Below are 26052 nucleotides of genomic sequence, written 5' to 3'. Positions count from 1 at the left end.
CATGACTGTCAATACGGGTGACACCGCCGGGAGTTGGTGTGCGGCACAGCCGTTATGCGTTCGAGTCTTGACGTGGCACGGCCCGCCGGGGCACGCTCCCCCCACATTCTTGAGAGCGCTCTCAGTGAATGGTTCACCGCTCGATCGAAGCCAAGGGAGGCTTCTCATGCCCATCGCCCGAGCCGCCAGAAGGGCCGCCGCACGACTCGGTGCGGTCGCGCTCGCCGGAGCCATGCTCGCCGCCTGCGGGTCCGGCGCGTCGGACACCTCGTCCGACGCGGCGGGCGGCAAGGTCACGATCACCGTCGACCTGTTCGGCTCGTTCGGCTACAAGGAGGCCGGGCTGTACGCCGAGTACGAGAAGCTCCACCCCGGCGTCACGATCAAGCAGACCGACACGGAGGACGAGCAGGACTACTGGAAGTCCCTTCAGACCCGGCTCGCGGGCGGCGGCGGCCTCGCCGACGTGCAGGGCATCGAGGTGGGCCGGATCGCGTCCGTCACCCAGCAGCAGGCGGACAAGTTCGAGGACCTCGGCAAGTACGGCGCGAACGACCTGAAGGGCCAGTTCGCCGAGGCCAAGTGGTCGGCGGCCACCACCAAGGACGGCCGGGTGCTGGGCCTGGGCACGGACGTGGGCCCGGAGGCCATGTGCTACCGCACGGACCTGTTCAAGCAGGCCGGGCTGCCCACGGACCGCGAGGAGCTCGCCAAGAAGTGGGCCACGTGGGACGGCTATCTGGAGCTCGGCAAGCAGTACAAGGCGAAGGCCCCCGCCAAGAGCGCCTGGCTGGACAGCGTCGGCAGCCTCTACACCATCATGATCGGCCAGGAGGAGGAGCGGTACTACGACGCCTCCGGCAAGCTGATCTACGAGAACAACCCGGCCGTCAAGGCCGCCTGGGACGCCGCCACCGAGGCGGCCGCCTCCGGTCTGAGCGCCAAGCTCGACCAGTGGTCGCCGCAGTGGAACCAGGCGTTCGCCGCCGGGTCCTTCGCGACGATCCCCTGCCCCGCGTGGATGCTCGGCTACATCAAGGGCCAGGCCGGCGAGGCGGGCAAGGGCAAGTGGGACATCGCCAAGCTGCCCGGCGGCGCGGGCAACTGGGGCGGCTCGTACCTGGCGGTGCCGCGCGCGGCGAAGCACAAGAAGGAGGCGTACGAGCTGATCAAGTGGCTGACGGCGCCCGAGCAGCAGGCCAAGCTGTTCGAGAAGCAGGGCAACTTCCCCTCCTCGACCGGCGCCATCGCCAAGGTCGCCGACGCGAAGGACCCGTACTTCTCGGACGCGCCCATCGGGAAGATCTTCGGTGACGCGGCGAAGGAGGCCCCGGTGCAGGTCCTCGGCGTGCACGACAAGAACGTCGCCGACCAGATCACCAACGCGCTGAGCGAGGTGGAGCGCAAGGGCACCGACCCGGACAAGGCGTGGGCCAACGCCAAGAAGGGCGTGGACAACGTCATGGGCTGACCCGGCCCGCCGGCCCCGCCGGGCGCTGCCCGCCCGGCGGGGCCTCGCCACCGGCCGGGCGCCCCGGCCGGGCCCCTCGCCCGGCCGCGCTCCCACCCCCCGTACCGCCCCCGTCGACCCGTGAAGTACCGCCCCACCGACCTCCCGAAGGGCCGCACCGTGACCCTGACCGCTCCGGCGGGCACCGCCACACCGCCGACGCCACCCCCCGACCAGGCCGCCCGGGCCGCCAGGCCCTCGGCGGTGCGCCGGGCCTGGGCGACCGTCTCGCCGTACGCCTACATCGCCCCGTTCTTCACCCTCTTCGCCGCCTTCGGGCTCTTCCCGCTCCTCTACACCGCGTTCGTGTCGCTCTACCGGGTGGAGCTGCAGACCCCCGGCGACATGGAGTGGCGCGGGCTCGGCAACTACACGGCGCTGTTCACCGACGAGTTCTTCTGGATCTCGCTGCGCAACACGTTCACCATCGGCGTGCTGTCCACCGTGCCGCAGCTCGTCATGGCGCTCGGACTGGCCCACCTGCTCAACTACAAGCTGCGCGGCCGGACCTTCTTCCGCACGGCGATGCTCCTGCCGTACGCCACCTCCGTCGCCGCCGCGACGCTCGTCTTCGCGCAGCTCTTCGGCCGCGACTTCGGGCTGATCAACTACCTTCTCGGGCTGGTCGGGTTCGGCCCCGTCGACTGGCAGACGGGCACGGTCGCCTCGCAGATCGCCGTCTCCACCATCGTCATCTGGCGCTGGACCGGGTACAACGCGCTGATCTACCTGGCCGGCATGCAGTCCATCCCGAGCGAGCTGTACGAGGCCGCGGAGATGGACGGGGCGTCCCGCTGGCGGCAGTTCCTGCACGTCACCCTGCCCGGGCTGCGGCCGACCATCGTCTTCACGGTCGTCGTGTCCACCATCGGCGCCACGCAGCTGTTCGGTGAGCCGCTGCTGTACGAGGGCTCCGTCTCCGGCGGCATCTCGCACCAGTACCAGACGCTCGGCCTGTACATGTACGAGCAGGGCTGGGGCTTCTTCCACCTGGGGCGGGCCGCGGCCATCGCCTGGGTGATGTTCCTGCTCATCGTGGTGCTCGTGGGGGCCAACGCCCTGCTCGCGCGCCGCCGTTCCCGCAAGGAGGCCGGCCGATGACCGCACGCGCGGGGCGCACGCTGCACGGCGGCAAGGTCGCGTACGCCATCCTCGTCCTGGCCGTCCTCGTCTCGGCCTTCCCGTTCTACTGGACGATCGTCGCCGCCAGCCGGTCCAACGCCGACCTGGCGCAGGTCCCGCCCGCGCTGCTGCCCGGCCCGAACCTCCTGCGCAACATCCAGGCGGTGATGGAGGAGGCCGACATCGGCACGGCGCTGGTCAACTCCCTGATCGTGTCCGGGTCGATCACCGTCGGAACGGTGCTGTGCTGCACGCTCGCCGGGTTCGCCTTCGCCAAGCTGCGCTTCCGCGGCCGGGGGGCGCTCCTCGCGGTCACGGTCGGCACGATGATGATCCCGCCGCAGCTCGGCGTGATCCCGCTGTTCATGGTGATCGCCGAACTCCAGTGGGTGAACCAGCTCCAGTCGGTGATCCTGCCGGGCCTCGTCTCGGCGTTCGGGGTGTTCTTCATGCGGCAGTTCCTCGTGCAGGCGCTGCCGGACGAGCTGATCGAGGCGGCGCGGGTGGACGGCGCGTCGACCGCGCGGATCTTCTGGTCGATCGTGGTGCCCATCGCCCGGCCCGGCATGGCGGTGCTCGGCCTGCTGACGTTCATGGCCGCGTGGAACGACTTCTTCTGGCCCATCGTCGCCCTGTCCTCGCAGAACCCGACCGTGCAGGTCGCGCTGCGCCAGCTCGGCGGCGGCTATGTCCACGACCAGTCCGTGATCATGGCGGGCACGCTGCTGGGCACCCTGCCCGTGCTCCTCGTGTTCGGCCTGCTGGGCCGGCAGATCGTCGGCGGCATCATGCAGGGCGCGGTCAAGGGCTGACGCCCCGCCCCTGGCCGACACCCCCTTTCCCCCTTACTCGCAATCCCTCACCGATCGTTGGGAGTTCCCTCCTCATGACCGCTGTCGACGCACGGCTCCGTCCCGCGACGGGGCTCGCCTTCCCCGCCGGCTTCCGCTGGGGCACGGCCACCGCCGCGTACCAGATCGAGGGCGCCGCCACCGAGGACGGCCGCACCCCCTCCATCTGGGACACCTTCAGCCGCGTCCCCGGCAAGGTCCGCAACGGCGACACGGGCGACATCGCGGCCGACCACTACCACCGGATGCCCGAGGACGTCGCCCTGATGCGGGAGCTCGGCGTCACCGACTACCGCTTCTCCGTGTCCTGGTCCCGGGTGCAGCCCACGGGGCGCGGCCCGGCCGTGCGCAAGGGCCTGGACTTCTACCGGCGGCTGGTGGACGAGCTGCGCGCCGCGGACATCCGTCCGGTCGCCACGCTCTACCACTGGGACCTGCCGCAGGAGCTGGAGGACGCGGGCGGCTGGCCGCACCGGGACACGGCCGAGCGGTTCGCCGAGTACGCCGGGCTGGTGGCGGACGCGCTGGGCGACGGGGTGGCCACCTGGACGACGCTGAACGAGCCGTGGTGCGCCGCCTTCCTCGGCTACGCCTCGGGGGTGCACGCACCGGGCCGTACGGACCCGGCCGCATCGCTGCGGGCGGCGCACCACTTCAACCTGGGGCACGGCCTGGCCGTCCGGGCGCTGCGGGCGGCGCTGCCCCGCTCGGCGGAGGTGTCGCTGACGCTGAACCTGCACGCGGTGCGGCCGCTGACCGGTTCGGAGGCGGACCGGGACGCGGCGCGGCGGATCGACGCGCTCGGCAACCGGGTCTTCCTCGACCCGGTGTTCCACGGGCGGCTCCCGGAGGACCTGGTCGCGGACACGGCGGCGCTGACGGACTGGTCGTTCGTCCGGGACGGCGACCTGGAGGTGGCGGCGACGCCCGTCGACTCGCTGGGCATCAACTACTACTCCCCCACCGTCGTCGCGGCCGGCACCCACGAGGGCCCGTCGCCGTGGCCGGGCGCCGAGGGCCATGTGCGGTTCGAGCCCGCGCCGGGGCCGCGCACGGCGATGGACTGGCCGGTCGACGCCGACGGGCTGTACGAGCTGCTGGCCCGGCTGCGCGACGAGCTGCCGCGGGTCCCGCTGGTGATCACCGAGAACGGCGCGGCGTACGACGACTACGCCGACCCGTCCGGCGCGGTGCACGACCCGGAGCGGGTGGCGTACCTGCGCCAGCACCTGGCGGCCGTGCACCGGGCCATCGAGGACGGCGCGGATGTGCGCGGCTACTTCCTGTGGTCGCTGCTGGACAACTTCGAGTGGGCGTACGGCTACAGCAAGCGGTTCGGCATCGTGCACGTCGACTTCGCGTCGCAGCGCCGCACGCCGAAGGACAGCGCCCGCTGGTACGCGGACGTCATCGCGCGGGGCGGCCTGCCGGGGTAGGGCGGCCGGCCCGGCCTGGGGGCGGCAGGGCGAGGTCAGGGGGGCGGCATGGCCGGGGCGGTCGGGCCGGCCGTCCCTCGGCCGTGCCCCCTCGGGCCGGGCCCCCCTTGGGCCGGCGCCCTTGGGCCGGCGCCCTTGGGGCGGGCGGTCCTCTGGTCTGGGGGGCGGTCGTCTGGGCGGCCGGTCTCAACGGGGGCGGGCGGCCCCTTCGGCGGTGCGGTCCGGGTCAGCCCCGCCCGGCCGCCGTGCCGAGGCGGTGGGCGCGGCGCGCCTCGCGGGCGAGGGGCAGGTACCGCAGCCGCTCGGGCAGTACGGGCACGACGGCCCGCACGACCCGGGCGACGCGGCGCAGCCTGCGCTCCTGGGCCTCCGACCAGTCGACACCGATCGCGGCGCGCGCCTCGGGCGGCAGGAAACCCGCGGCGAGGAACGCGCGGGCGCGGGCCAGGCGGGGCCACAGCAGCGGCCACAGGGCGCGCAGCGCGAGCCGCACCGGCAGCGGGCCGCGCGCCGGCGGCGGGAGCGGGACGTCGGTGGCCAGCAGGTCGCGGACGACGGCGGTCATCTCGACCTCGCCGGCGAGGGCCTTCTGGTAGTACGGCCAGAACTCCTCGATCGTCTGCGGCATGTCGCGGTCGCGGATGCCGAGCACCCGCCCCACCTGGAGCCATTCGGCGTAGAGCGCGCGCTCCTGCGCGCCGGTCATGGGCCGGACGAGATAGCGGGCGGCGTACCGGTAGACGGGGAAGCCGGTGGCGTGGACCCAGGCGTACGTGGCGGGGGTGAGCGCGTGGTAGCGGCGGCCGCGCGTGTCGGTGCCCTGGATGGTGCGGTGGAGGCGGCGCAGCCGGCGGCCCTCCTCGGCGGCGGCGTCCCCGCCGTACACCCACAGCTGGAGGGAGCGCAGGGAGCGGTCGGCCCGGCCCCAGGGGTCGGTGCGGAAGACCGAGTGCTCGTCGACGCCGGCGCCGACGGCCGGGTGGGCGACCTGGAGGACCAGCGCCGCGGGAAGCATGAGCAGCGCGCGGACGTCGCCGGTGAGGCTCCACAGGACCCCGCCGGGCGGCGGCGGTGCGGGGTGGTCGTGGGCCTGGGTCATGGGGGCTGCTCCGGGTTCTGCGGGGTGCCGGGGGCGGGGTCCGAGGGGCGTGGCGGCGGGTCCGGGGACGGGCGCCGGACGGCCACCGGCACGGGCGCCGCGCGGCGGGGGTGAAGCGGCCCCGGCGCCGGTGTCCGTCGGGTGGACCTCCAGTATGCGAGGCGGGCGGACGGAGGGTCTCGCGGGGTCCCCGGCCCTCGCGTGGGGATTCTTCGCCGGGCTGCCCGATCTCCGCAAGATCTCCTCCATCCGTTGTCTACCCGAGAGTAACCGCGGCTGCTTTGATGTGCGGCGCCCCGTTCGACAGCCCGCCCCCACAAGGGAGTTGCCGTGCCCCAGTCCCCGCCGCGTTCCGTGCTCCGCCGCGCGCCGCGCGCCGTCCTGTCCGCCGCCCTCTCCGCGGCCCTGGCGGCGGTCTCGCTGGCGGTTTCGGCACCGTCCGCGGGCGCCGCTCCCGCGGCGGCCGAGGCCACGCCGAGCCTGAAGGTCCTGACGTACAACGTCTTCCTCTTCAACCGGACCCTGTACCCGAACTGGGGGCAGGACCACCGTGCCAAGGCCATCCCGGCGGCGCCGTTCTTCCAGGGCAACGACGTGGTGGTGGTCCAGGAGGCGTTCGACAACACCGCGTCCGACACGCTGCTGCGGAACTCCGCCGCGCAGTACCCGTACCGCACGCCCGTCATGGGCCGCTCCACGTCCGGCTGGGACGCGACGGGCGGGGCGTACTCCTCCACCACGCCGGAGGACGGCGGCGTGACGATCCTCAGCAAGTGGCCGATCCTCCGCAAGGAGCAGTACGTCTACAAGGACGCGTGCGGCGCGGACTGGTACTCCAACAAGGGCTTCGTGTACACGGTGCTGAGCGTGAACGGGCAGCGTGTCCACGTCGTCGGCACGCACGCCCAGTCGACCGACCCCGGCTGCGCGGCGGGCGAGGCCGCGCAGACGCGGGCCCGGCAGTTCAAGGCGATGGACGCCTTCCTGGACGCCAAGAACATCCCCGCGTCGGAGCAGGTCATCGTGGCCGGCGACTTCAACGTGGACTCGCGCACCCCGGAGTACGCGACGATGCTCGCCGACGCGGGCCTCGCCGACTCGGACGCCCGCACCGGGCACCCGTACTCCTTCGACACGGCGGAGAACACCATCGCGGCCGACCGCTACCCGGACGACCCGCGCGAGGACCTGGACCACGTGCTGCACCGCGCGGGGCACGCCCGCCCGGCCGGCTGGACCAACCTGGTGATCAAGGAGCAGAGCGCCCCCTGGACCGTGTCGAGCTGGGGCACCTCGTACACCTACACCAACCTGTCGGACCACTACCCGGTCGTCGCCTCCGCGCGGTAGCCGGGGCGGTAGTCGTACGGCGTCGTGGTGGACAGCACCGCGAAGCCGAGGCGGCCCAGGATCGGCCGGCTGTCGTCGGACGCGTCGACCTGGAGCCAGCGGTAGCCGCGGGCGGCGGCGATCCGGGCCCGGTGGACGACGAGGGAGCGGTACAGTCCGCGCCCGCGCCACTCGGGTACGGTGCCGCCGCCCCACAGCCCGGCGAAGCCGGTGCCGGGCACCAGCTCCATGCGCGCCGAGCTGACGGGCCGGCCGCCGGCCACCGCGACGACGGCGACGACCGTGCCGGGCGTCTCGGCGAGCTGCCGGACCAGCCGCTGCCGCAGCCGCGTCCCGTCGGTGGCGAACGCGCGGTCGTGGACCTCGGCCATGAGGTCCACCCCGGCGGCGTCCGTCACCGGCACCAGCTCCACGCCGTCGGGCGGGGCGGCGCCCAGCGCGGCGATCCGGTCGGCCTCGGCGACCATCAGCGCCTCCCCGGGGCCGGCCGAGAAACCGGCGGCGCGGAGGCGGTCGCCGAGGTCGCGCGGCTCGTCGTGGGCGTACAGCTTCCACTCGAACTCGCGGCCCAGCGAGGTGAAGTGGCGGATCTGCTCCGCGATGGCGGCGTCCGCGGTGGCGGCGGTGAGGCCGCTCCACACGACGCCGTTCCACGCCTCCGGCGGACCGGTCTGCCGGACGACGTCCCCCACCCGCTCGACCCGGCAGCCCGGCCCGTCCGCGGGCGCCTCCCGCCGCATCCGCCGGTCGAACAGCTCCCGTACTTCCCCATGGTCCATGGCGGCCACCCGACCACCTCCGGGCGAAGCCGGCAAACCCTTTTCGCCCCCGCCCCCACGGCTGACGGCCCCGCCGCCGTTCACCCGTCGTGGTCGTACACCGTGACAGGGATGCCGCGCGCCACCAGGCGCCCGGCTATCAGCGGCTCGACGCGGGACCAGCGGCCGCCCGCGAGGCCGCAGCCTATGCGGGGCATGTGGACGGACGCGCCCAGCTTGGCGGCCTTCCCGGCGAGCGCGTCCAGCGCGGCGTCGATCGCCTCGTACCGCACGGGGACGCCCTTGCTGCCGGTCCGTATCCCCCGCTGCCCGACCATGTTCGCCACCCACAGGTACGGCCCGACCTGGACGTACTGCACGGCGCCGAGGCCGAAGTCGTTCCCGGCGCGCTCCCGGTGCCAGCGGCGGTAGGCCGCCTCCGGCTCGGGCCAGCGCCGCGAGAGGGCGACGACGAACCCCTTGCCCCAGCCGCCCAGGTCGTTGCAGACATGCGCGATGATCTTCACGCCCTTGCCCAGCGGCGCGGTCGCGTCACCCTTCACATAGCGAATCCCCGTACCCGTCACACCCGCCACCGTAGGCGCCCCCACTGACAACGGCCCCGAAGATCTCCCCGCCCGGCGGTTTCACAGGGGTGGTGAGACAGCAATACTGTTGCAGCAGTGCGACACCGCAGGGAGACGAGGGCACCGTGGCGACCGAGACGCAAGCGCAGGCGTTCACCGTGGACGAGCTGGCGGCGCGCGCGGGGGTCACCGTCCGCACGATCCGCTTCTACAGCACGCGCGGGCTGCTGCCGCCGCCGGTCATCGGGCCCCGCCGCGTCGGCCGGTACGGCTCCGAGCACCTGGCGCGGCTGGCGCTCATCGAGGAGTTGCAGCATCAGGGCATGACGCTCGCGGCGATCGAGCGGTACCTGGAGCAGCTGCCGCCGGACGTCAACGCCCATGACCTCGCCATCCACCGGGCGCTCGTCGCCACGTGGTCGCCGGACAGCGTGGAGCGTCTGACGCGCGCCGAGCTGGAGCGGCGGGCCGGGCGTGAGCTGAGCGACGCGGACATGGAGCTGCTGGCCGCGATGGACGTGCTGTCCGGGCCCGACGAGGAGGGCGCCCTGCGCGTGGACCTCGGGCTGCTGCGGCTCGGGCTGCAACTGCTCGACGTGCCCATCCCGCACGCCACGATCGTGGCCGCCCGGGAGGTGCTGGTGGAGCACACCCGCGAGGCCGCGCAGGAGCTGACCCGGCTGTTCCGCGACGAGGTGTGGGACCCGTACCGGCGGCGCGAGCCCGACCCGGAGGACCCGCAGCGCGTCAAGGCGATGAAGTCGCTGTCGGCGCACATGCAGCCGCTGGTGGTGCAGGCCCTGGTGACGGCGTTCCAGCGGTCGCTGACCGACGAACTGCGCGCCGCCTTCCGGGCCCCGGACGAGTAGCCGGACCGTCGGGGGCGGCGCGCCCGGCGTCAGAGGTCACCCCGCAGGCGCACGTCGTAGTAGTGCTCGCCGGCGACGAGGACGGCCGTGACGTGGACGGGCAGGCCGTCCTGTGTGCGGGGCACCTCCTGGGAGGTCCGGCGGGTGAAGCCCAGGCAGACGCCGGGGACGAAGGGGTGCTCCGGCTCGGTCCGGTCGACGGTCCAGCCGCGCTCCTCGACCCGGCGGAACAGGTCCTCGGCGGGGGTCGTGAAGACGTCGTCGCCGTAGAGGAGCACCCGGACGTCGGTCCGGCGGCCTTCGCCGGGCCACCACAGCTCGACGGCGGTGACGGCATCGCCGGCTCCCTCCAGGAAGACGGTCACCGGGATGTCCCGGCACCTGGTGTGGATGACCGTCTCGTCGTCGTCCGTCTCGATTTCGGGCGTGCCCCAGGGGGATACGGCCGCGACGGCCTCGTCGGGCGTCATCCCGAGGCGTACGGGGCCGGCGCCGAGTGGCGGGTCCAGAACGAGATCCATGAGGTGTGGGTGCCTTCCGCGCGGGTGCGTTCGCTTGAGGATGCCGTAGCCGATCCGTACACGCGCGTGCGGCGGGAGCGGCGTGCGTACGAGCCGATCCGCCGCCCCGGCCACGTCTCGGGTACCGGGACGGGGACGGGAGGCGCCCGGCCGGTGGGGGTGGCTGGAAAGCGCCGTGCCGGTGCACCTCTTCACCGCGGGCACGGCAGCGCACCCCGGCGGGGCCCCGCCTGGAGGAAGACGGGGCTCCGACCGGGTGTTCGCGCCTCAGTCGGTGAAGGTCTCGCCCCGCTCCGCCTTCTCCAGCAGGAGCGCCGGCGGTGCGAAGCGGTCGCCGTAGCGGGCCGCCAGTTCGCGGGCGCGGGCGACGAAGCCGGGCAGGCCGCCCTCGTAGCCGTTGATGTACTGGAGCACGCCGCCCGTCCACGCGGGGAAGCCGATGCCCATCACCGAGCCGATGTTGGCATCGGCGACGGAGGTGAGGACGCCCTCCTCCAGGCAGCGCACCGAGTCGAGCGCCTCGGAGAAGAGCATCCGCTCCTTCATGTCCTCGAACGGCACCGCCGCGTCCGGCCTGGTGAAGTGCTCGCGCAGCCCCGGCCACAGCCGGGTGCGGCGGCCCTCCTCGTCGTACTCGTAGAAACCGGCGCCGCCGCTGCGGCCCGGACGGCCGAACTCGTCGACCATGCGGTCGATGACGGCCTCCGCCGGGTGCACCCGCCAGGTGCCGCCGACCTCCTCCACCGCGCGCCGCGTCTCGTTGCGGATCTTACGGGGCAGGGTCAGGGTCAGCTCGTCCATCAGCGACAGCACCTTCGCCGGGTAGCCGGCCTGCGCCGCCGCCTGCTCGATCGACGCCGGCTCGACGCCCTCGCCGAGCATCGCGACGCCCTCGTGGAGGAACTGGCCGATGACCCGCGAGGTGAAGAAGCCGCGCGAGTCGTTGACGACGATCGGCGTCTTGGCGATCTGCCGCACCAGGTCGAAAGCCCGGGCCAGCGCCTCGTCGCCGGTCCGCTCGCCCTTGATGATCTCGACCAGCGGCATCTTGTCGACCGGCGAGAAGAAGTGCAGGCCGATGAAGTCCGCCTGCCGCTCCACCCCTTCCGCGAGGACGGTGATCGGCAGCGTCGAGGTGTTGGAGCACAGCAGCGCGTCGGGCGCCACGACGCCCTGGACCTCCTGGAACACCTTGTGCTTGAGCGCCGTGTCCTCGAAGACGGCCTCGATGACGGCGTCGCAGCCCGCGAGGTCGGCCACGTCGGCGGTCGGCCGGATGCGGGCCAGCAGCGCGTCCGCCTTCTCGCGGCTGGTGCGGCCGCGCTCGACCGCCTTGGCGCAGAGCTTCTCCGAGTACGCCTTGCCCTTCGCCGCGGCCTCCTCGGTGACGTCCTTGAGGACCACCTCGATGCCCGCCTTCGCGCAGGCGTAGGCGATGCCGGCGCCCATCATCCCGGCGCCGAGCACGGCCGCCCTGCGGACGGTGCGCGGCTCGACGCCCCGGGGGCGGCTGCGGCCGGCGTTGACGGCCTGCAGGTCGAAGAAGAACGCCTGGATCATGTTCTTGGCGGTCTGCCCGGTCACCAGCTCGGTGAAGTAGCGGGACTCGACCGTCTGCGCCGTCTCGAAGTCGACCTGGGCGCCCTCGACGGCCGCCGCGAGGATGTTGCGCGGGGCCGGGAAGGGGGCGCCGTTCAGCTGCTTCTTCAGGTTGGCGGGGAAGGCGGGCAGGTTCGCGGCGAACTTGGGGTGCGCGGGCGTCCCGCCGGGGATCTTGTAGCCGGGCTCGTCCCAGGGCTGGCGGGACTCGGGGTGCGCGTCGATGAAGGCGCGGGCCTTGGCGAGCATCTCCTCGGAGGTCTCGGCGACCTCGTGGACGAGGCCGTTCTCCAGGGCGCGGCGCGGCGCGTACTGGGTGCCCTGGAGGAGGACCTTCAGCAGGGCGTCGGTGATGCCCATGAGGCGTACGGTGCGGGTGACGCCGCCGCCTCCGGGGAGCAGGCCGAGGGTGACCTCGGGCAGGCCGATCTTGGAGCCGGGCGCGTCGAGGGCGATCCGGTGGTGGGAGGCGAGGGCGATCTCGTAGCCCCCGCCGAGGGCCGCGCCGTTCAGCGCGGCGACGACCGGCTTGCCGAGGGTCTCGATCCGGCGCAGGGAGCGCTTGATGCCGTTCGCGGCGTCGAAGACGGCCTCGGCGTCACCGGGGCCGGCCTTCATCAGGTCGCCCAGGTCGCCGCCGGCGAAGAAGGTCTTCTTGGCGGAGGTGTAGACGATGCCGCGGATGGAGTCCTTCTCGGCCTCCGCCCGGTCGGCGACGGCGGCGATGGACGCGCGGAACGCCTCGTTCATCGTGTTGGCGGACTGCTCGGGGTCGTCCAGGACGAGGGTGACGATCCCGGTGTCGTCCTGCTCCCAGCGGATGGTGGAGCGCGTCGGCATGGCGGTCATGGATGCTTCTTCCGTTACGGGCCGTTGCGGGATGGGCGGGACGGCGGAGTCGGGGGGCGGCGCGGACGGTGCGGGGACGACCGCGGTCAGAGGCGTTCGACGATGGTGGCGATGCCCATGCCGCCGCCGACGCAGAGCGTCGCGAGGCCGTACCGCTTGTCCTGGCGCTCCAGTTCGTCCACGAGGGTGCCGAGGATCATCGCGCCGGTGGCGCCGAGGGGGTGGCCGAGCGCGATCGCCCCGCCGTTGACGTTGATCTTGTCGAGGGACAGGCCCATGTCGCGGGCGTAGCGCAGGACCACCGCGGCGAACGCCTCGTTGATCTCGACGAGGTCGATGTCGTCGATGGTCAGCCCGGCCTTGGCCAGCGCCTTGCGGCTGGCGGGGGCGGGGCCGGTGAGCATGATGGTGGGCTCGGAGCCGGAGACGGCGGCGGAGACGATCCGGGCGCGCGGCGTCAGCCCGTAGCGCTCGCCGACCTCGCGGGAGCCGACGGCGACGAGGGCGGCGCCGTCCACGATGCCGGAGGAGTTGCCCGCGTGGTGGACGTGGTCGATCTTCTCGACCCAGTGGTACGTCTGGAGGGCCACGGCGTCGAAGCCGCCCATCTCGCCCATGGCCGCGAAGGACGGCTTGAGCGAGGCGAGGCTGTCGGCGGTGGTGCCGGGGCGCATGTGCTCGTCGCGGTCGAGGACGACGAGGCCGTTGCGGTCCTTGACGGGGACGACGGACCGGTCAAAGCGGCCCTCCTTCCAGGCGGTGGCGGCGCGCTCCTGGGAGAGGGCGGCGTACTCGTCCACATCGCGCCGGGAGAAGCCCTCCAGGGTGGCGATGAGGTCGGCGCTGATGCCCTGGGGGACGAACCGGGTGTCGTGGTTGGTCATCGGGTCGGACATCCACGCGCCGCCGTCGGAGCCCATCGGGACGCGGGACATCGACTCGACGCCGCCGGCGAAGACCAGGTCCTCCCAGCCGGAGCGGACCTTCATCGCCGCCATGTTGACCGCTTCGAGGCCGGAGGCGCAGTAGCGGTTCTGCTGGACGCCGGCGACCGTGTCGGGCAGCCCCGCGGCGATGGCCGCGATCTTGGCGATGTCGGAGCCCTGGTCGCCGAGCGGCGAGACGACGCCGAGGACGACGTCGTCCACGGCGGCCGGGTCGAGGCCGGGCTGCCGGGCGCACATCTCCCGCATGAGGCCGACGACCAGGTCGATGGGCTTGGTGCCGTGCAGGGAGCCGTTGGCCTTGCCGCGCCCGCGCGGGGTGCGGATCGCTTCGTACACATACGCTTCGGTGGTCACTGTCGGGCCTTTCGCGTCGCGGGGATCGCTTCAACGTCGGTGGGGGCCGGCCGGCCGTGGCGGTCAGCCGAGCAGCGAACGGCCGATGATCTCTTTCATGATCTCGGTCGTGCCGCCGTAGATGGTCTGGATCCGCCCGTCGGTGAACGCGCGGGCGACCGGGTACTCGCTCATATAGCCGTACCCGCCGTGGAGCTGGAGACAGCGGTCGGCGGCCCGCTTCTGCAGTTCGGTCGCCCACCACTTCGCCATGGAGGCGTGGACGGCGTCGAGCCCACCGCCGTCGGCGTGCTCCTCGACGCAAGCGTCCACGAAGGCGCGTGTGACGGCGCACTCGGTGGCCAGCTCGGCGATCTCGAAGCGTACGTGCTGGAGCCTGGCGAGGGGCCGCCCGAACGCCTCGCGCTCCTTGACGTACGCGGTGGTGATCTCCAGCAGGTGCTCGGCGCCGGCCGCGGCGGCGACGGCGATGGCGAGGCGCTCCTGCGCGAGATGGGTCATCAGGTGGACGAAGGCGCCGTCGACCTCGCCGAGCAGGTTCTCCTTGGGGACGCGCACGTCGTGGAAGAACAGCTCGGCGGTGTCCTGGGCCTTCTGGCCGATCTTGTCGAGGTTGCGGCCGCGCTCGAAGCCGGGCATGCCGCGTTCCACGACGAGGAGGGACAGGCCGTGTGCGCCGCCCTCGGGGGTGGTCTTCGCGACGACGATGACGAGGTCGGCGAGGATGCCGTTGGAGATGAACGTCTTGGAGCCGTTGAGCAGCCAGTGGTCGCCGCGGTCCTCGGCGGTGGTGCGGATGCCCTGGAGGTCGGATCCGGCGCCGGGCTCGGTCATGGCGATGGCGGTGATCGTCTCGCCGGTGCAGAAGCCGGGCAGCCAGCGGCGCTTCTGCTCGTCGGTGCCGAGGTTCACCAGGTAGGGGCCGATGATGTCGTTGTGCAGGCCGATGGCGAGGCCGGGCGCGCCCGCGCGGGTGAACTCCTCGGCGAGGACGGCGGCGTAGCGGAAGTCGGGGTTGCCGCCGCCCCCGTACTCCTCGGGGACGGCGAGGCCGAGGAGGCCCTGCCGGCCGGCGGCGAGCCACGCCTCGCGGGCGACGATCCCGTCCTTCTCCCAGCGCGCGTAGTGCGGGAGGACCTCCTTGGCGAGGAAGGTGCGGACGGTGTCGCGGAACGCGTCGTGCTCGGCCCGGAAGATGCGGCGCTTCAACTCGGCCTCCTGTCGGTGGGGCGGATGCGGGGCACGTCCCAGTCGCGGGCCACCTCGTCGGCGTCGGCGCCGGGCGTCGCGGGCGGGCGGCGTACGGAGCCGGGGGTGGCGGAGAAGCGGGGCGCGGGCGCGGGCTGGGTGAGGCCGCCGTGCGCGGTGAACGTGCCGCGGGCGGCGAGGTGCGGGTGGTCGGGGGCCTCGCGCAGCGAGAGCACGGGCGCCACGCAGGCGTCGGTGCCCTCGAACAGGGCGGTCCACTCGGCGCGGCCGCGGGTGCGGAACCGGGCGGCGACGGCCGCGCGCAGCTCGTCCCAGCGGGCCGGGTCGTGGCGGGCGGCGGCGGTGTCCGGGTCGAGCCCCAGGAGGCGGGTGAACTCGTCGTAGAAGCGCTGCTCCAGCGCGCCGACCGCCATGTGGCCGCCGTCGGCGGTCTCGTAGGTGCCGTAGAAGGGGCAGCCGCCGTCCAGGAGGTTGGCGCCGCGCCGGTCCTGCCAGGCGCCGGCGGCGAGCATGCCGTGGATCATCGTGGCGAGGTGGGCGGCGCCGTCGGTGATGGCGGCGTCGACGACCTGTCCGGTGCCGCCCTCGGCGCGGGCGTGGTGGAGCGCCGCGAGGACGCCGACGACGAGGTAGAGGGAGCCGCCCGCGTAGTCGCCGAGGAGGTTGGCGGGGACGGTGGGCGGTTCGCCGGGCGCGCCGATCATGGAGAGGGTGCCGGTGACGGCGATGTAGGTGATGTCGTGGCCGGCGCGGGAGGCGAGCGGGCCTTCCTGGCCCCAGCCGGTCATCCGCCCGTAGACGAGCTTCGGATTGCGGGCGAGGCAGGCGCGGGGGCCGACGCCGAGGCGTTCGGCGACTCCGGGGCGGTAGCCCTCGATGAGGATGTCGGCGCGTTCGACCAGGTCGAGGACGGTCGCGGGGCCGTCGTCGGCCTTGAGGTCGACCAGGACGGAGCGCTTGTTGCGGTTGGTCAGGTCGTACGCCGGGTCGATGCCGAGGCCGGCGCCGCCGGGCCGGTCGACGCGTACGACGTCGGCGCCGAGGTCGGCGAGCAGCATGGCCGCGTACGGGCCGGGGCCGATGCCGGCCAGCTCGACCACGCGCACTCCGCCGAGCGGGCCGTTCCCTGTCGTCGCCGTCATCCGGCCCCCTCGCCACGCCACTGTGACACTTCCGCTGTAACAGTGATGATGTTAAGAACGTGTTCCACTGTGCACAACCCCCTTCCGGCGCGCCGCGCACACGGCTCGCGCCCCGGTCCCGGCGGGCGGCGCGGGAACCGGGCCCCCCCTTCCGGCGGCGGATCACCCGGCGCGGGGACCCGGCCCGGCGGCGGACCGGCCGGGGATCTCCGGCGGGCGCGGGCGCTAGCCTCTGCCTGCTGGAACCAGCCCACCAGAGCAGCGGCGGAGGACCGGATGGACACGCGGGACGGCACGGCACGGGCGTTTGACGTGGTTCTCTACGGCGCGACCGGCTTCGTGGGGGAGCTGACCGCCCGCTATCTCGCCGCGCACGCCCCGGCGGGCTGCCGCTGGGCGCTCGCCGGGCGGGACCGGGCGCGGCTGGAGCGGCTGCGCGACCGGCTCGCCGCCGAGCACCCCTCGTGCGCCGATGTGCCCCTGCTGGTCGCCGACGCGGGCGACCCGGCCGCGCTGCGGGAGCTCGCCGGGTCGGCGCGGGTGGTCGCCACGACGGTCGGCCCGTACCTCTGGTACGGCGAGCCGCTCGTCGCCGCCTGCGCGGACGCGGGCACGGACTACGTCGACCTAACCGGTGAGCCCGAGTTCGTCGACCTGATGTACGTACGCCATGACACGCGGGCGCGGGAGACGGGCGCGCGGCTGGTGCACGCCTGCGGCTTCGACTCCGTCCCGCACGACCTGGGCGTCTACTTCACCGTACGGCGCCTCCCGCGCGACGTGCCGCTGCGCGTGGACGGCTTCGTCCGGACGAACGCGTTCTTCTCGGGCGGCACCTTCGCCTCCGCGCTCACCGCGATGGGCCGCGCCCCGCACATGGCGCGGGCGGCGCGGGAGCGGCGGCTGCACGAGCCGCGGCGGGTGGGGCGGCGGGCCAGGGCGCCGCTGGGAGCGCCCCGGTTCAGCCCGGAGACGGGGGCGTGGGCGCTGCCGCTGCCGACGCTGGACCCGCGCGTGGTGGCCCGGTCGGCGGCCGCGCTGCCCGTGTACGGCCCGGACTTCCGGTACCGGCACTACGCGGCCGTGCGGACCCTGCCGATGGCGCTGGGCGGCGCGGCGGCCGTGGGCGCGGGCTTCGCGCTGGCGCAGCTGCCGCCCGCGCGGCGGTGGCTGATGGAGCGTTACGCGCCGGGCAGCGGCCCGGACGCCGAGCGCAGGCGGCGCAGCTGGTTCCGGGTGCGGTTCGTCGGCGAGGGCGGCGGGCGGCGGGTCTGCGCCGAGGTGTCGGGCGGCGATCCGGGCTACGACGAGACGGCGAAGATGCTCGCCGAGTCGGCGCTGTGCCTCGCCTTCGACACGGGCCTTCCGGCGGTGGCCGGGCAGGTGACGACGGCCGTCGCGATGGGCGACGCGCTGCTGGAGCGGCTGTGCGCGGCGGGCATCCGCTTCCGGGTGGCCGACGCACGCTGAGCGGCGCGACGGCCGGAGCCCCGCCGCTACTCCCGTACCAGGCAGAAGGGGTGTCCGGCCGGGTCCGCGCAGACGATCCAGCCGCGCCCCGGCCCGCCCTCGTCCAGGACGGCGGCGCCCAGCGCCACCGCCGCGTCGCGGGCCCGTGCCAGATCGTCCACGCCCACGTCCAGGTGGAACTGCTGGGGGTGCGCCGGGTCCGGCCAGCGGGGCGGCCGGTGGTCGGGGGCCCGCTGGAAGGCGAGGACCTGCCCGTCGGCCAGGTGCAGGGTCGCCCAGTCGTCGTCGAGGGACCACCGCGGGTCGGGCCGGTTCACCTCCCCGCCGAGCACGCCCTCGTAGAAGCGGGCGAGGCCGAGCGGGTCGGGGCAGTCGAGGACCACGCACTGCAGGCGGCCGGTCATGCGGCGCTCCCCTCGCGGACGGTGGCCTCGCGCAGGGCGCGGCGGCACAGGGCGTCGGCGTGCCGGGTGGTCTCCGGCAGCCGGTAGCGGGGCGTCAGCGCCAGCGTGTGGGCGCAGGCGTCGTCCAGGGTGACGCGGTGCCCGGCGGACACGAAGACCGGTTTCACCCCGTCGCGGGTGCGCACGGCACGCCCCACCTCCTCGGTGCCGGCCGTCAGCGCACTGGTGGCGCCGCGGGCGGGGCCCGGCTGCTCGTAGGTGAAGGTGAAGGGGTTCTTGGCGACGCCCAGCACCGGCAGGCCGGTCAGTACGCCCAGGTGGCTGGCGAGGCCGAAGCGGCGCGGGTGCGCCTGCCCGTAGCCGTCGCACACCACGAGGCCGGGGCCGGTGGACAGGGCGTCCAGCGCGGCGAGGACGGCGGGCAGTTCGCGGAAGGCCAGCAGGCCCGGCACGTACGGGAACGACACGCGCCCCACGGCGGTGGCCCGGTCGACCACGTCGAGGGTGCGGGCGTCCAGGACGACGGCGGCCGCGGCGACGAGATCGCGCTCGTCGTCGTACGCCACGTCGACACCGGTCACGAGGCCCGTGCCGACCGGGGGCCCCGGCTCGTCGAGCACGACGCGGGCGCGCAGTTCGTCCTGGACGGCCAGGGCCTCGGTCTCGTCGGCGGGCCAGCCGGCGGGCGTTTCGAGGATCGTCATAGTGCCCGTCAGCTTAGGGCGTCGCCGTGCCCCCCGCCCCCCGGCGGGAGGCGCCTAGGAAGGCGCCGGGGGCGGGCCGGCGCCCGTCAGCGGACCGGCGGCGCCCCGTGTACCGCGAGGCGCGCCGCCCGGCCCTGCGCGCCGGACGCCCAGCAGGAGAAGTCGGGCGTGCAGTCGACCGTGTCGTACGAGCCGGTGTCGATGGTCCGCCAGGTGCGGCCGCCGTCGGTGGTGAGGTCCGTGCCGGTCGGGCCGACCGCGAGCGCGGCGGACCGGCTGTGCGGCAACCAGGCCACGCCCGAGCGGTACGCGGGCGGCGGCGCGGCGGCCGGACGCCAGGTGCGGCCGCCGTCGCCCGAGACGGCGGCGGCCCGCGCCGAGGGCTGGTCGGCGCGGTAGTCGCCGCCGACGGCGATGCCGTGCGCCCGGTCGCGGAACGCGAGCCCGAACACGCCGCGCGCCGGGTCGCCCGCCGGGATCACCCCGTCGACGGCCCGCCATGTCAGGCCCCGGTCCGCGGAGTGCAGCACCCGGCCGGTCGCGCCGCCGCCGGTCGCCAGCCACACGTCGCGCGGGCCCGCGGTCACCAGGCACTGGCCGCTCGCCGCGAACCCGGCCTCGCCGGGCAGCGCCGCCGGCATGCCCGCGTCGGGCAGGACCCGCCAGGTGCGGCCGCCGTCCGCCGTGGACAGGATGCGGAACCTGCCGTCGACGGGGTCGCTCATGGCCAGGCCGTGGCGCCGGTCGAAGAAGGCCACGCAGTCGTAGAAGGCGCGCGGGTCGGGGTTGCGGAACGCCTCCGTCCAGGTGGCTCCGCCGTCCTCGGTGCGCAGGATGCGGGAGGCCTCGCCCTCGCCGATGGCCAGCACCACCGCGCGCCGCCCGTCGAACGCCTCGACGTCCCGCAGTTCCAGCTCCCCCGCTCCCGGCGGTGACACGTCCCGCCAGGTGCGGCCGCCGTCGGCGGTGCGCAGGACCGTGCCGCGCGAACCGGCGAGCCACGCCGTGTCGCGGTCCACGGCGGCGAGGCCCCGGAACCTGGCCGTGCTGCCGGTCGCGGACGGCTCCCAGGAGAGCCCGCTCCCCCGCTCCCCGGCGGCCGTCTCCGCCCTCTCGGCCCCGGGCGCCCCGGGCCGGGCGGCCTGCGCCGGCGGGCCGGTCAGCAGGGCGGTCGCGGCCACGGCCGCCCCGCACAGCGCCAGCGACGTCAACCGTCTCGTCTTCCCCTTGGCTCTCATGGCGCCGGAACGTACTGCCCGGCCCCGCCCCCGTCCAGACCGCCCCTTCGGCACCGCCTTCGTGACACAGGTCACAGTGGCCCGGAGTGCACGCCGTGGCCGGATTCGCCGTCCTCCCCCGTGAACTGGGAGACCTACGAGGGAGCCGGACGTGTCCACCGTCATCGAACAGGCCCTGCAAGCCCGTCTCGTCGCGTCGGCGCCCCGCATGGACGTCGTCCCCGCCGTCCTCAGCTACGACCCCGCCGACCCCTTCGCCGTCCGCATGGCCTTCCCCGCGTCCGCGACCCTCGAAGGGGTGGAGGCCGTGTGGGAGTTCTCCCGCGACCTGCTCGCGGCGGGGGCCGACGCGCCCGCCGGCGTCGGCGACGTGCGGATCCGGCCGTACGGCCACGACCGCACGGTGGTGGAGTTCCACGCCGTCGAGGGCGTCGCCATGGTCCACGTCCGCACCAGCGAGGTCCGTCGCTTCCTGCGCCGCACCCGCCACGCGGTGCCGGCCGGGTGCGAGCACCTCTTCCTCGACCTCGACCGGGACCTAGCGCTGCTGCTGCGCGACGCCCTCTGACGGGACGGGCCCCGCCCGGCGCGAGGCGCGACCCCGGGCCTGCGCGAGAGGCGCGCCCGGCCGGCGCGAGGCGCGACCCCGGGCCTGCGCGAGAGGCGCCGCCCCGGCCCGCGCCCGTTAAATCGATTGCGTCTCCCGTGGCGCCGCCCTAGCGTTCTTCTCGGCCCATTGCCGTCGATCGGAGTAGGACATTGCTCGTCTGAGGTCTTGAGACACCGTGCCGCCGCACCCGCGCGCCCTTCTGCGCGTGCCGTGCGTGCCGCCCGTGTACGACCTCGGCGTACGAGCCCGTCCCCCGCCGCGCCGCACCGCCCCTCACCGAGGGCGCCGTGCCGCGCGGTGTGCCGCAGCCCGCCCCGGTCGTCCACCCGGTGTCTCACCCGTTGCCCTGGACCCCTTCTCACGCAACCGGGAGACACTCATGTCACATCCCCCCACCCAGCCCGCACTCTCCTGCGCCGGCCTCGTCTTCGCCTGGCCCGACGGCACCCCCGTCCTCGACGGGCTGAACCTCGCCGTCGGCCCCGGCCGCACCGGACTCATCGGCCGCAACGGCTCCGGCAAGTCCACACTGCTGAAGCTGCTCGCCGGCGAGCTGGCCCCGCTCTCCGGGACCGTCCGCGCCGCCGGGGACATCGGCTACCTCCCGCAGGACGCGGCGCTGGACACGGCGCTGCGGGTGGACGAGGCGCTCGGCATCGCCGCGACGCGCGCCGCCCTGCACGCCATCGAGTCCGGGGACGTGCGGGAGGAGCACTTCACGGCCGTCGGCGACGACTGGGACGTGGAGGAGCGGGCCCGTGCCACGCTCGACCAGCTCGGTCTGGAGCGGGTCGGCCTGGACCGCACCACGCGGGAGCTGTCGGGCGGCGAGTGCGTCCTGCTGCGGCTCGCCGCACTCCTGCTGGCCCGGCCCGCCGTGCTGCTGCTCGACGAGCCGACGAACAACCTCGACCTGCATGCCCGGCGCCGCCTGTACGCCGCCGTCGACGCCTGGCAGGGCGTCCTCGTCGTCGTCAGCCACGACCGGGAGCTGCTGGAGCACGTGGACCGCGTCGCCGAGCTGCGCGACGGCGAGGTCACCTGGTACGGCGGCCCCTACTCGGCGTACGAGGAGGCCGTCGCCGCCGAGCAGGAGGCGGCCGAGCGGCTGGTCCGCGCGGCCGAGTCGGATGTGCGCAGGCAGCGGCGCGAGCTGGCCGAGGCCCAGGTGAAACTGGCGAAGCGGAAGAGGTACGGCGATAAGCAGGCCGCCAACAAGGTGGTGCCGCCGATCGTGGCGGGCGGGCTGAAGCGGGCCGCGCAGGTCTCGGCCGGCAAGCACCGGGCCGTCCACGCCCAGCGGCTGGAGCAGGCGCGTGAGCGGCTGGACGAGGCCGTGGAGGCCGTACGGGACGACGACGCGATCCGGGTGGAGCTGCCGTACACGGCGGTGCCTCCGGGCCGGGACGTGCTGCTCCTGCGCGACCTGACGCTGCGCCACGGGGTGCGGCTCGAAGGCGGGTTCGAGGTGCGCGGGCCGGAGCGGATCGCCCTGGTCGGGCGGAACGGGTCGGGCAAGTCCACGCTGCTGCGGACGATCGCCGGGGAGCTGGAGCCGGTGGCGGGCGAGGTCGCCGCGCACGTCCCGCTGCGCTTCCTGCCGCAGCGCCTCGACGTGCTGGACGACGGGCTGAGCGTCGTGGAGAACGTGGCGCGGTTCGCGCCCGACGCCACGCCGAACCGCATCCGGGCGCGCCTCGCGCGGTTCCTCTTCCGGGGCGCGAAGGCCGATCAGCGGGCGGGGACCCTGTCGGGCGGCGAGCGGTTCCGCGCGACGCTGGCGGCGCTGCTGCTGGCCGAGCCGGCGCCGCAGCTGCTGATGCTGGACGAGCCGACGAACAACCTGGACATGGCGAGTGTGCGCAGCCTCACCCAGGCACTGGAGGCGTACGAGGGGGCACTGCTCGTGGCCAGCCACGATGTGCCGTTCCTGGAGGCGATCGGCATCACACGCACGCTCGACCTGGACGCCCCCACCTCCACCCATAACGGAACGTAAGCGGGCACGGGCGGAGGCGGGCTTGGCGGGGGCCTTACGGCCTGCTTAACCTACGGTCTCGTAACCTACGAGCCCGTAGGTAGTGATCCGTTTTTCCAGGAGCCCCCGTGACCCTTACCTCTCCTCACCTCGGCAGTTCGGCGGAGTGGACCGATGCCCGGCTGCTGTACGCGTTGGAAGAGGTGGTCGAGAAGGAACTGAACCGCCACCTCAAGGTCGCCAAGGACTGGATGCCGCACGAGTACGTGCCGTGGTCGGACGGCCGGAACTTCCCCGGCCTCTTCGAGGACGGCGAGGCGTGGGAGCCGCAGCAGTCCAAGGTGTCCGAGGTGGGCCGGATCGCCCTGGTGGTCAACCTCCTCACGGAGGACAACCTGCCGAGCTACCACCACGAGATCGCCACCCTCTTCGGCCGGGACGGCGCCTGGGGCACCTGGGTGCACCGCTGGACCGCCGAGGAGGGCCGCCACGGCATCGTGATGCGCGACTACCTGCTCGCGTCGCGCGCGGTGGACCCGGACCAGCTGGAGCAGTTCCGGATGGCCCACATGAGCGAGGGCTTCGAGTCGGACAACCGCCACTCGATGCTGCACTCGGTGGCGTACGTGGCCTTCCAGGAGCTGGCGACGCGGATCTCGCACCGCAACACGGGCCACCAGTCGGGGGACCCGGTGTGCGACCGGATGCTGGCGCGCATCGCCCTGGACGAGAACCTGCACATGGTCTTCTACCGGAACCTGCTGGGCGCCGCCTTCGAGCTGGCCCCTGACCTGACCATGCGCGCGGTGCGGGACGTGGTGGTCAACTTCCGGATGCCGGGGCACGGCATGCCGGGCTTCGAGCGTGCCGCGGCCCGGATGGCCATCGGCGAGATCTACAACCTGCGCATCCACCACGACGACGTGCTGCAGCCGGTGCTGCGGTTCCTCAAGGTGCTGGAGATCGACGGCCTCGGCCCGGAGGGGCTCAAGGCGCAGGAGGAGCTGGGGCTGTACATGAACGGGCTGGACGCGGAGGCGGCGAAGTTCGACGAGAAGCTCGCCGCGCGCAAGGCCCGGATGGCGGCCCGCGCCGGGCACTGACGGCCGCCGGCACGGCGTTCAGCGGCGGCCGGCGCGCCGCCGCCGCAGCTCGTGCCGCTCCTGCTCGGACAGGCCGCCCCACACGCCGAACCGCTCGTCGTGCGTGAGCGCGTACTCCAGGCACGCCTCGCGGATGTCGCACAGCCCGCAGAGGAACTTGGCCTCGCGGGTGGAGGAGCCGGGCTCCGGGAAGAACAGCTCGGGCCCGGTCTGGGCGCACAGGGCGCTCTCCTGCCAGGACAGCTCGGCGTCCGCCGGGGCGAGGGCGAGCGGGGCGCGGGGCGCGGGGCGGTCGTCCGTGCGGGGCGTGGCGCGTACGTCGGCACGGTCGTCCGTGCGGTGGGCGGGGCGCTTCTCAATGGTGTGCGTCGGCATGCGGACCACGCTGCCCCACCGCGATAAACGACTCGTCAACAACGGATCAACGCCCGTAGAGCGGTCGCTTCCCCGCCAGCATGTCCCGCGCCCGGCGGCGGGACAAGGGGTTGCCCGGCCAGGCGTGTCACCGCGCCTGGCGCGTTTGCTCCACGACGGCGAAGCGGGCCCCGTACGGGTCGGTGAGCTTGGCGCAGCGGCCGATGCCCGCCAGGTCGGCGGGGCCCTTGCGGACCTTGCCGCCGCCGCGCTCGGCCTCCGCGAGGGCCGCGTCGAGGCCGTCCACCGCGAAGTACGGCGTCCAGGACGGGCCGGCCGCCTCGGACGGGTCGTCGGCGAGCGGGACGACGGCGCCGAACGCGTCCTCGATCGAGGCGACGCCCGTGCCGGCCGGCTGGAGCAGGATGGAGCCGGCGCCAGGCCCCCCGGCCTCCGTCGTGTGGGCCTCCATGCCGAAGACCATGTCGTAGAACGACAGGTCCGCGACCGGGTCGGGGGTGTACAGCTCCGTCCAGTACAGCGCGCCCGGCTCACCCACCGTGTCCAGGCCCGGGTTGCGCCCGGGCTCCCACACGCCGAAGCCGGCGCCGGTGGGGTCGGTGAACAGGGCCATGCGGCCGAGGTCCAGGACCCGCATCGGGTCGAGCGTGACGCTGCCGCCGCCCGCGCGCACGGCGGTCGCGGCGGCCTCGGCGTCCGGGGTGCGGAAGTACAGCGTCCAGGCGGGCTCGCCCTGCTCGGGCGGCACGGCCATGCCGCCCGCGACGGTCCGGCCGTCCCGCGTGAACATCCCGTAGCCGCCGACCTCGGGGCCGCCGGGGGCGAACTCCCAGCCGAACAGCGCCCCGTAGAAGGCGCGGGCGCCGTCCATGTCGGGGGTGCCGAGGTCGACCCAGACGGGCGCCCCGGTGACATAGCGGGTGGTCAGCATGGGGGTGTCACTCCTTCTTGGCGCGGCTGGGCTGCACGCGCTTGGGCTCTCCGGGCATCTTGGGGTAGTCGGGCGGGTACGGCAGGTCGCCGAGGCCGTGCTCCCGCTCGTCGCGCTCGGCCAGCTCCAGCAGGCCCTCCAGGCCGAAGGCGTGGTCGTCCATGTCGGCGTGGACGTCGCCCAGTTCGGCGTAGCGGGCGGGCATGGTGAGCAGGTCGAAGTCGCGCGGGTCGGCCGCGTCGAGCTCGTCCCAGCGCAGCGGTGCGGAGACCGGGGCGTGGGGCCGGGGCCGTACGGAGTAGGCGGAGGCGATGGTGCGGTCGCGGGCCGTCTGGTTGTAGTCCACGAAGATCCGCTCGCCGCGCTGCTCCTTCCACCAGGCGGTGGTGACCTTGCCGGGCATCCGGCGCTCCAGCTCGCGGCCGACGGCGATGGCGGCGCGGCGCACCCCGGTGAAGGTCCAGCGCGGCTCGATGGGCACGAAGACGTGCAGGCCGCGCCCGCCCGACGTCTTGGGCCAGCCGCGCAGCCCGTACTCGTCGAGGAGGGCGCGCAGTTCGTGCGCGGCGCGGACGGCGTCGGCGAAGCCGGTGCCGGGCTGGGGGTCGAGGTCGATGCGCAGTTCGTCGGGGTGGTCGGTGGCGTCGCCGCGCACCGGCCAGGGGTGGAAGGTGAGGGTGCCGAGGTTGGCCGCCCACAGGACGGCGGCGATCTCGGTGGGGCGGATCTCGTCGGCGGAGCGTCCGCTGGGGAAGGCGATGTGGGCGGTGGCGATCCAGTCGGGCAGGTTCTTGGGGGCCCGCTTCTGGAAGAAGGACTCGCCTTCGACCCCGTCCGGGAAGCGCTCCAGGGTGGTGGGGCGGTCGCGCAGCGCCCGGGTGATGCCGTCGCCGACGGCGAGGAAGTACCGGGCGACGTCCAGCTTCGTGAAGCCGCGCTCCGGGAAGTACACCTTGTCCGGGTTGGACAGGCGCACGGTCCGCCCGCCGGCCTCCAGCTCCACCGCTTCTCCCATGGGCGCCACGGTAGGCGGAGC

General features: G+C 74.1%; 24 protein-coding genes. 10 read left to right on the top strand and 14 right to left on the bottom strand.

Annotated features, from left to right (window positions below; genetic code table 11):
• The first annotated feature begins 166 nt into the window (after window positions 1-166).
• From ACSUPT_RS25950 to ACSUPT_RS25935, 4 genes are all read left to right on the top strand, one after another.
• The gene (locus ACSUPT_RS25950; RefSeq protein WP_436945709.1) at window positions 167-1471 is read left to right on the top strand and encodes an ABC transporter substrate-binding protein; all 1305 of its coding nucleotides are present in this window, start codon (window positions 167-169) and stop codon (window positions 1469-1471) included.
• A gap of 159 nt (window positions 1472-1630) precedes the next feature.
• Window positions 1631-2611 (top strand): carbohydrate ABC transporter permease, encoded by a 981-nt coding sequence (locus ACSUPT_RS25945; protein ID WP_399217854.1) that lies wholly within the window; start codon window positions 1631-1633, stop codon window positions 2609-2611.
• The gene (locus ACSUPT_RS25940) at window positions 2608-3444 is read left to right on the top strand and encodes a carbohydrate ABC transporter permease (RefSeq protein ID WP_351966608.1); all 837 of its coding nucleotides are present in this window, start codon (window positions 2608-2610) and stop codon (window positions 3442-3444) included. Before ACSUPT_RS25945 ends, ACSUPT_RS25940 begins: the two co-directional genes overlap by 4 nt.
• A gap of 74 nt (window positions 3445-3518) precedes the next feature.
• Entirely contained in the window at window positions 3519-4919 is a 1401-nt protein-coding gene (locus tag ACSUPT_RS25935; protein WP_351966607.1) for a GH1 family beta-glucosidase, read from the top strand.
• A 226-nt stretch (window positions 4920-5145) separates the two neighbouring features.
• Here the strand turns inward: ACSUPT_RS25935 and ACSUPT_RS25930 are convergent, their stop codons facing one another.
• On the bottom strand, window positions 5146-6018 hold the full coding sequence (locus ACSUPT_RS25930; protein WP_436945706.1) for an oxygenase MpaB family protein: 873 nt from the start codon (window positions 6016-6018) through the stop codon (window positions 5146-5148).
• 330 nt (window positions 6019-6348) lie between these two features.
• Between ACSUPT_RS25930 and sph the strand changes: the two genes are divergently transcribed.
• Window positions 6349-7368 carry a sphingomyelin phosphodiesterase gene (gene sph, locus ACSUPT_RS25925; protein WP_436945705.1) on the top strand — a complete coding sequence of 340 codons (1020 nt, stop codon included), beginning with the start codon at window positions 6349-6351 and terminating at the stop codon, window positions 7366-7368.
• Here sph and ACSUPT_RS25920 read toward each other — a convergent pair.
• Both ACSUPT_RS25920 and ACSUPT_RS25915 read right to left on the bottom strand, forming a co-directional pair.
• Window positions 7341-8147 (bottom strand): GNAT family N-acetyltransferase, encoded by an 807-nt coding sequence (locus ACSUPT_RS25920; protein WP_436945703.1) that lies wholly within the window; start codon window positions 8145-8147, stop codon window positions 7341-7343. The genes sph and ACSUPT_RS25920 overlap by 28 nt on opposite strands.
• An 80-nt stretch (window positions 8148-8227) precedes the next feature.
• The gene (locus ACSUPT_RS25915) at window positions 8228-8713 is read right to left on the bottom strand and encodes an Appr-1-p processing protein (RefSeq protein ID WP_436945702.1); all 486 of its coding nucleotides are present in this window, start codon (window positions 8711-8713) and stop codon (window positions 8228-8230) included.
• 125 nt (window positions 8714-8838) lie between these two features.
• Between ACSUPT_RS25915 and ACSUPT_RS25910 the strand changes: the two genes are divergently transcribed.
• Window positions 8839-9582 (top strand): MerR family transcriptional regulator, encoded by a 744-nt coding sequence (locus ACSUPT_RS25910; protein ID WP_351966602.1) that lies wholly within the window; start codon window positions 8839-8841, stop codon window positions 9580-9582.
• Window positions 9583-9611: 29 nt separating this feature from the next.
• On the opposite strand, the gene ACSUPT_RS25905 is transcribed toward ACSUPT_RS25910, so the two are convergent.
• From ACSUPT_RS25905 to ACSUPT_RS25885, 5 genes are all read right to left on the bottom strand, one after another.
• On the bottom strand, window positions 9612-10103 hold the full coding sequence (locus tag ACSUPT_RS25905; protein WP_436945701.1) for a hypothetical protein: 492 nt from the start codon (window positions 10101-10103) through the stop codon (window positions 9612-9614).
• Between the two features lie 267 nt (window positions 10104-10370).
• Window positions 10371-12542, bottom strand: coding sequence for a 3-hydroxyacyl-CoA dehydrogenase NAD-binding domain-containing protein (locus ACSUPT_RS25900; RefSeq protein ID WP_436946268.1), 2172 nt, complete (start codon window positions 12540-12542; stop codon window positions 10371-10373).
• Window positions 12543-12637: 95 nt separating this feature from the next.
• Complete coding sequence (locus ACSUPT_RS25895) at window positions 12638-13852, bottom strand: acetyl-CoA C-acetyltransferase (RefSeq protein ID WP_351966600.1); 1215 nt, start codon at window positions 13850-13852, stop codon at window positions 12638-12640.
• A gap of 63 nt (window positions 13853-13915) precedes the next feature.
• Entirely contained in the window at window positions 13916-15061 is a 1146-nt protein-coding gene (locus tag ACSUPT_RS25890; protein ID WP_351966599.1) for an acyl-CoA dehydrogenase family protein, read from the bottom strand.
• Entirely contained in the window at window positions 15058-16203 is a 1146-nt protein-coding gene (locus tag ACSUPT_RS25885; protein WP_365726453.1) for a CaiB/BaiF CoA transferase family protein, read from the bottom strand. Before ACSUPT_RS25885 ends, ACSUPT_RS25890 begins: the two co-directional genes overlap by 4 nt.
• Before the next feature lie 276 nt (window positions 16204-16479).
• Between ACSUPT_RS25885 and ACSUPT_RS25880 the strand changes: the two genes are divergently transcribed.
• The gene (locus ACSUPT_RS25880; protein ID WP_436945700.1) at window positions 16480-17673 is read left to right on the top strand and encodes a saccharopine dehydrogenase family protein; all 1194 of its coding nucleotides are present in this window, start codon (window positions 16480-16482) and stop codon (window positions 17671-17673) included.
• Between the two features lie 26 nt (window positions 17674-17699).
• Here the strand turns inward: ACSUPT_RS25880 and ACSUPT_RS25875 are convergent, their stop codons facing one another.
• The 3 genes from ACSUPT_RS25875 to ACSUPT_RS25865 form a co-directional block, all read right to left on the bottom strand.
• Entirely contained in the window at window positions 17700-18077 is a 378-nt protein-coding gene (locus ACSUPT_RS25875) for a VOC family protein (protein WP_351966596.1), read from the bottom strand.
• On the bottom strand, window positions 18074-18781 hold the full coding sequence (locus tag ACSUPT_RS25870; RefSeq protein WP_436945698.1) for an endonuclease V: 708 nt from the start codon (window positions 18779-18781) through the stop codon (window positions 18074-18076). Before ACSUPT_RS25870 ends, ACSUPT_RS25875 begins: the two co-directional genes overlap by 4 nt.
• 86 nt (window positions 18782-18867) lie before the next feature.
• On the bottom strand, window positions 18868-20019 hold the full coding sequence (locus tag ACSUPT_RS25865) for a WD40/YVTN/BNR-like repeat-containing protein (RefSeq protein ID WP_436945697.1): 1152 nt from the start codon (window positions 20017-20019) through the stop codon (window positions 18868-18870).
• Between the two features lie 151 nt (window positions 20020-20170).
• Between ACSUPT_RS25865 and ACSUPT_RS25860 the strand changes: the two genes are divergently transcribed.
• From ACSUPT_RS25860 to ACSUPT_RS25850, 3 genes are all read left to right on the top strand, one after another.
• Window positions 20171-20587, top strand: a complete 417-nt coding sequence (locus tag ACSUPT_RS25860; RefSeq protein ID WP_351966593.1) for an SsgA family sporulation/cell division regulator — start codon at window positions 20171-20173, stop codon at window positions 20585-20587.
• A gap of 421 nt (window positions 20588-21008) precedes the next feature.
• On the top strand, window positions 21009-22628 hold the full coding sequence (locus ACSUPT_RS25855; RefSeq protein ID WP_361663517.1) for an ABC-F family ATP-binding cassette domain-containing protein: 1620 nt from the start codon (window positions 21009-21011) through the stop codon (window positions 22626-22628).
• A gap of 107 nt (window positions 22629-22735) precedes the next feature.
• Window positions 22736-23710 carry an acyl-ACP desaturase gene (locus tag ACSUPT_RS25850; protein ID WP_351966591.1) on the top strand — a complete coding sequence of 325 codons (975 nt, stop codon included), beginning with the start codon at window positions 22736-22738 and terminating at the stop codon, window positions 23708-23710.
• An 18-nt stretch (window positions 23711-23728) separates the two neighbouring features.
• Here the strand turns inward: ACSUPT_RS25850 and ACSUPT_RS25845 are convergent, their stop codons facing one another.
• From ACSUPT_RS25845 to ligD, 3 genes are all read right to left on the bottom strand, one after another.
• The gene (locus tag ACSUPT_RS25845; RefSeq protein WP_351966644.1) at window positions 23729-23953 is read right to left on the bottom strand and encodes a WhiB family transcriptional regulator; all 225 of its coding nucleotides are present in this window, start codon (window positions 23951-23953) and stop codon (window positions 23729-23731) included.
• A gap of 259 nt (window positions 23954-24212) precedes the next feature.
• Window positions 24213-25016: a VOC family protein gene (locus ACSUPT_RS25840; protein ID WP_436945696.1), complete on the bottom strand. Its 804-nt coding sequence runs from the start codon at window positions 25014-25016 to the stop codon at window positions 24213-24215.
• A 7-nt stretch (window positions 25017-25023) separates the two neighbouring features.
• Entirely contained in the window at window positions 25024-26031 is a 1008-nt protein-coding gene (gene ligD / locus ACSUPT_RS25835; RefSeq protein WP_351966589.1) for a non-homologous end-joining DNA ligase, read from the bottom strand.
• Window positions 26032-26052 lie beyond the last annotated feature (21 nt).

The sequence above is a fragment of the Streptomyces sp. SudanB25_2051 genome, from assembly GCF_964272635.1.
Lineage (GTDB): Bacteria > Actinomycetota > Actinomycetes > Streptomycetales > Streptomycetaceae > Streptomyces.
This window is presented reverse-complemented; position numbering and strand designations above follow the sequence as displayed.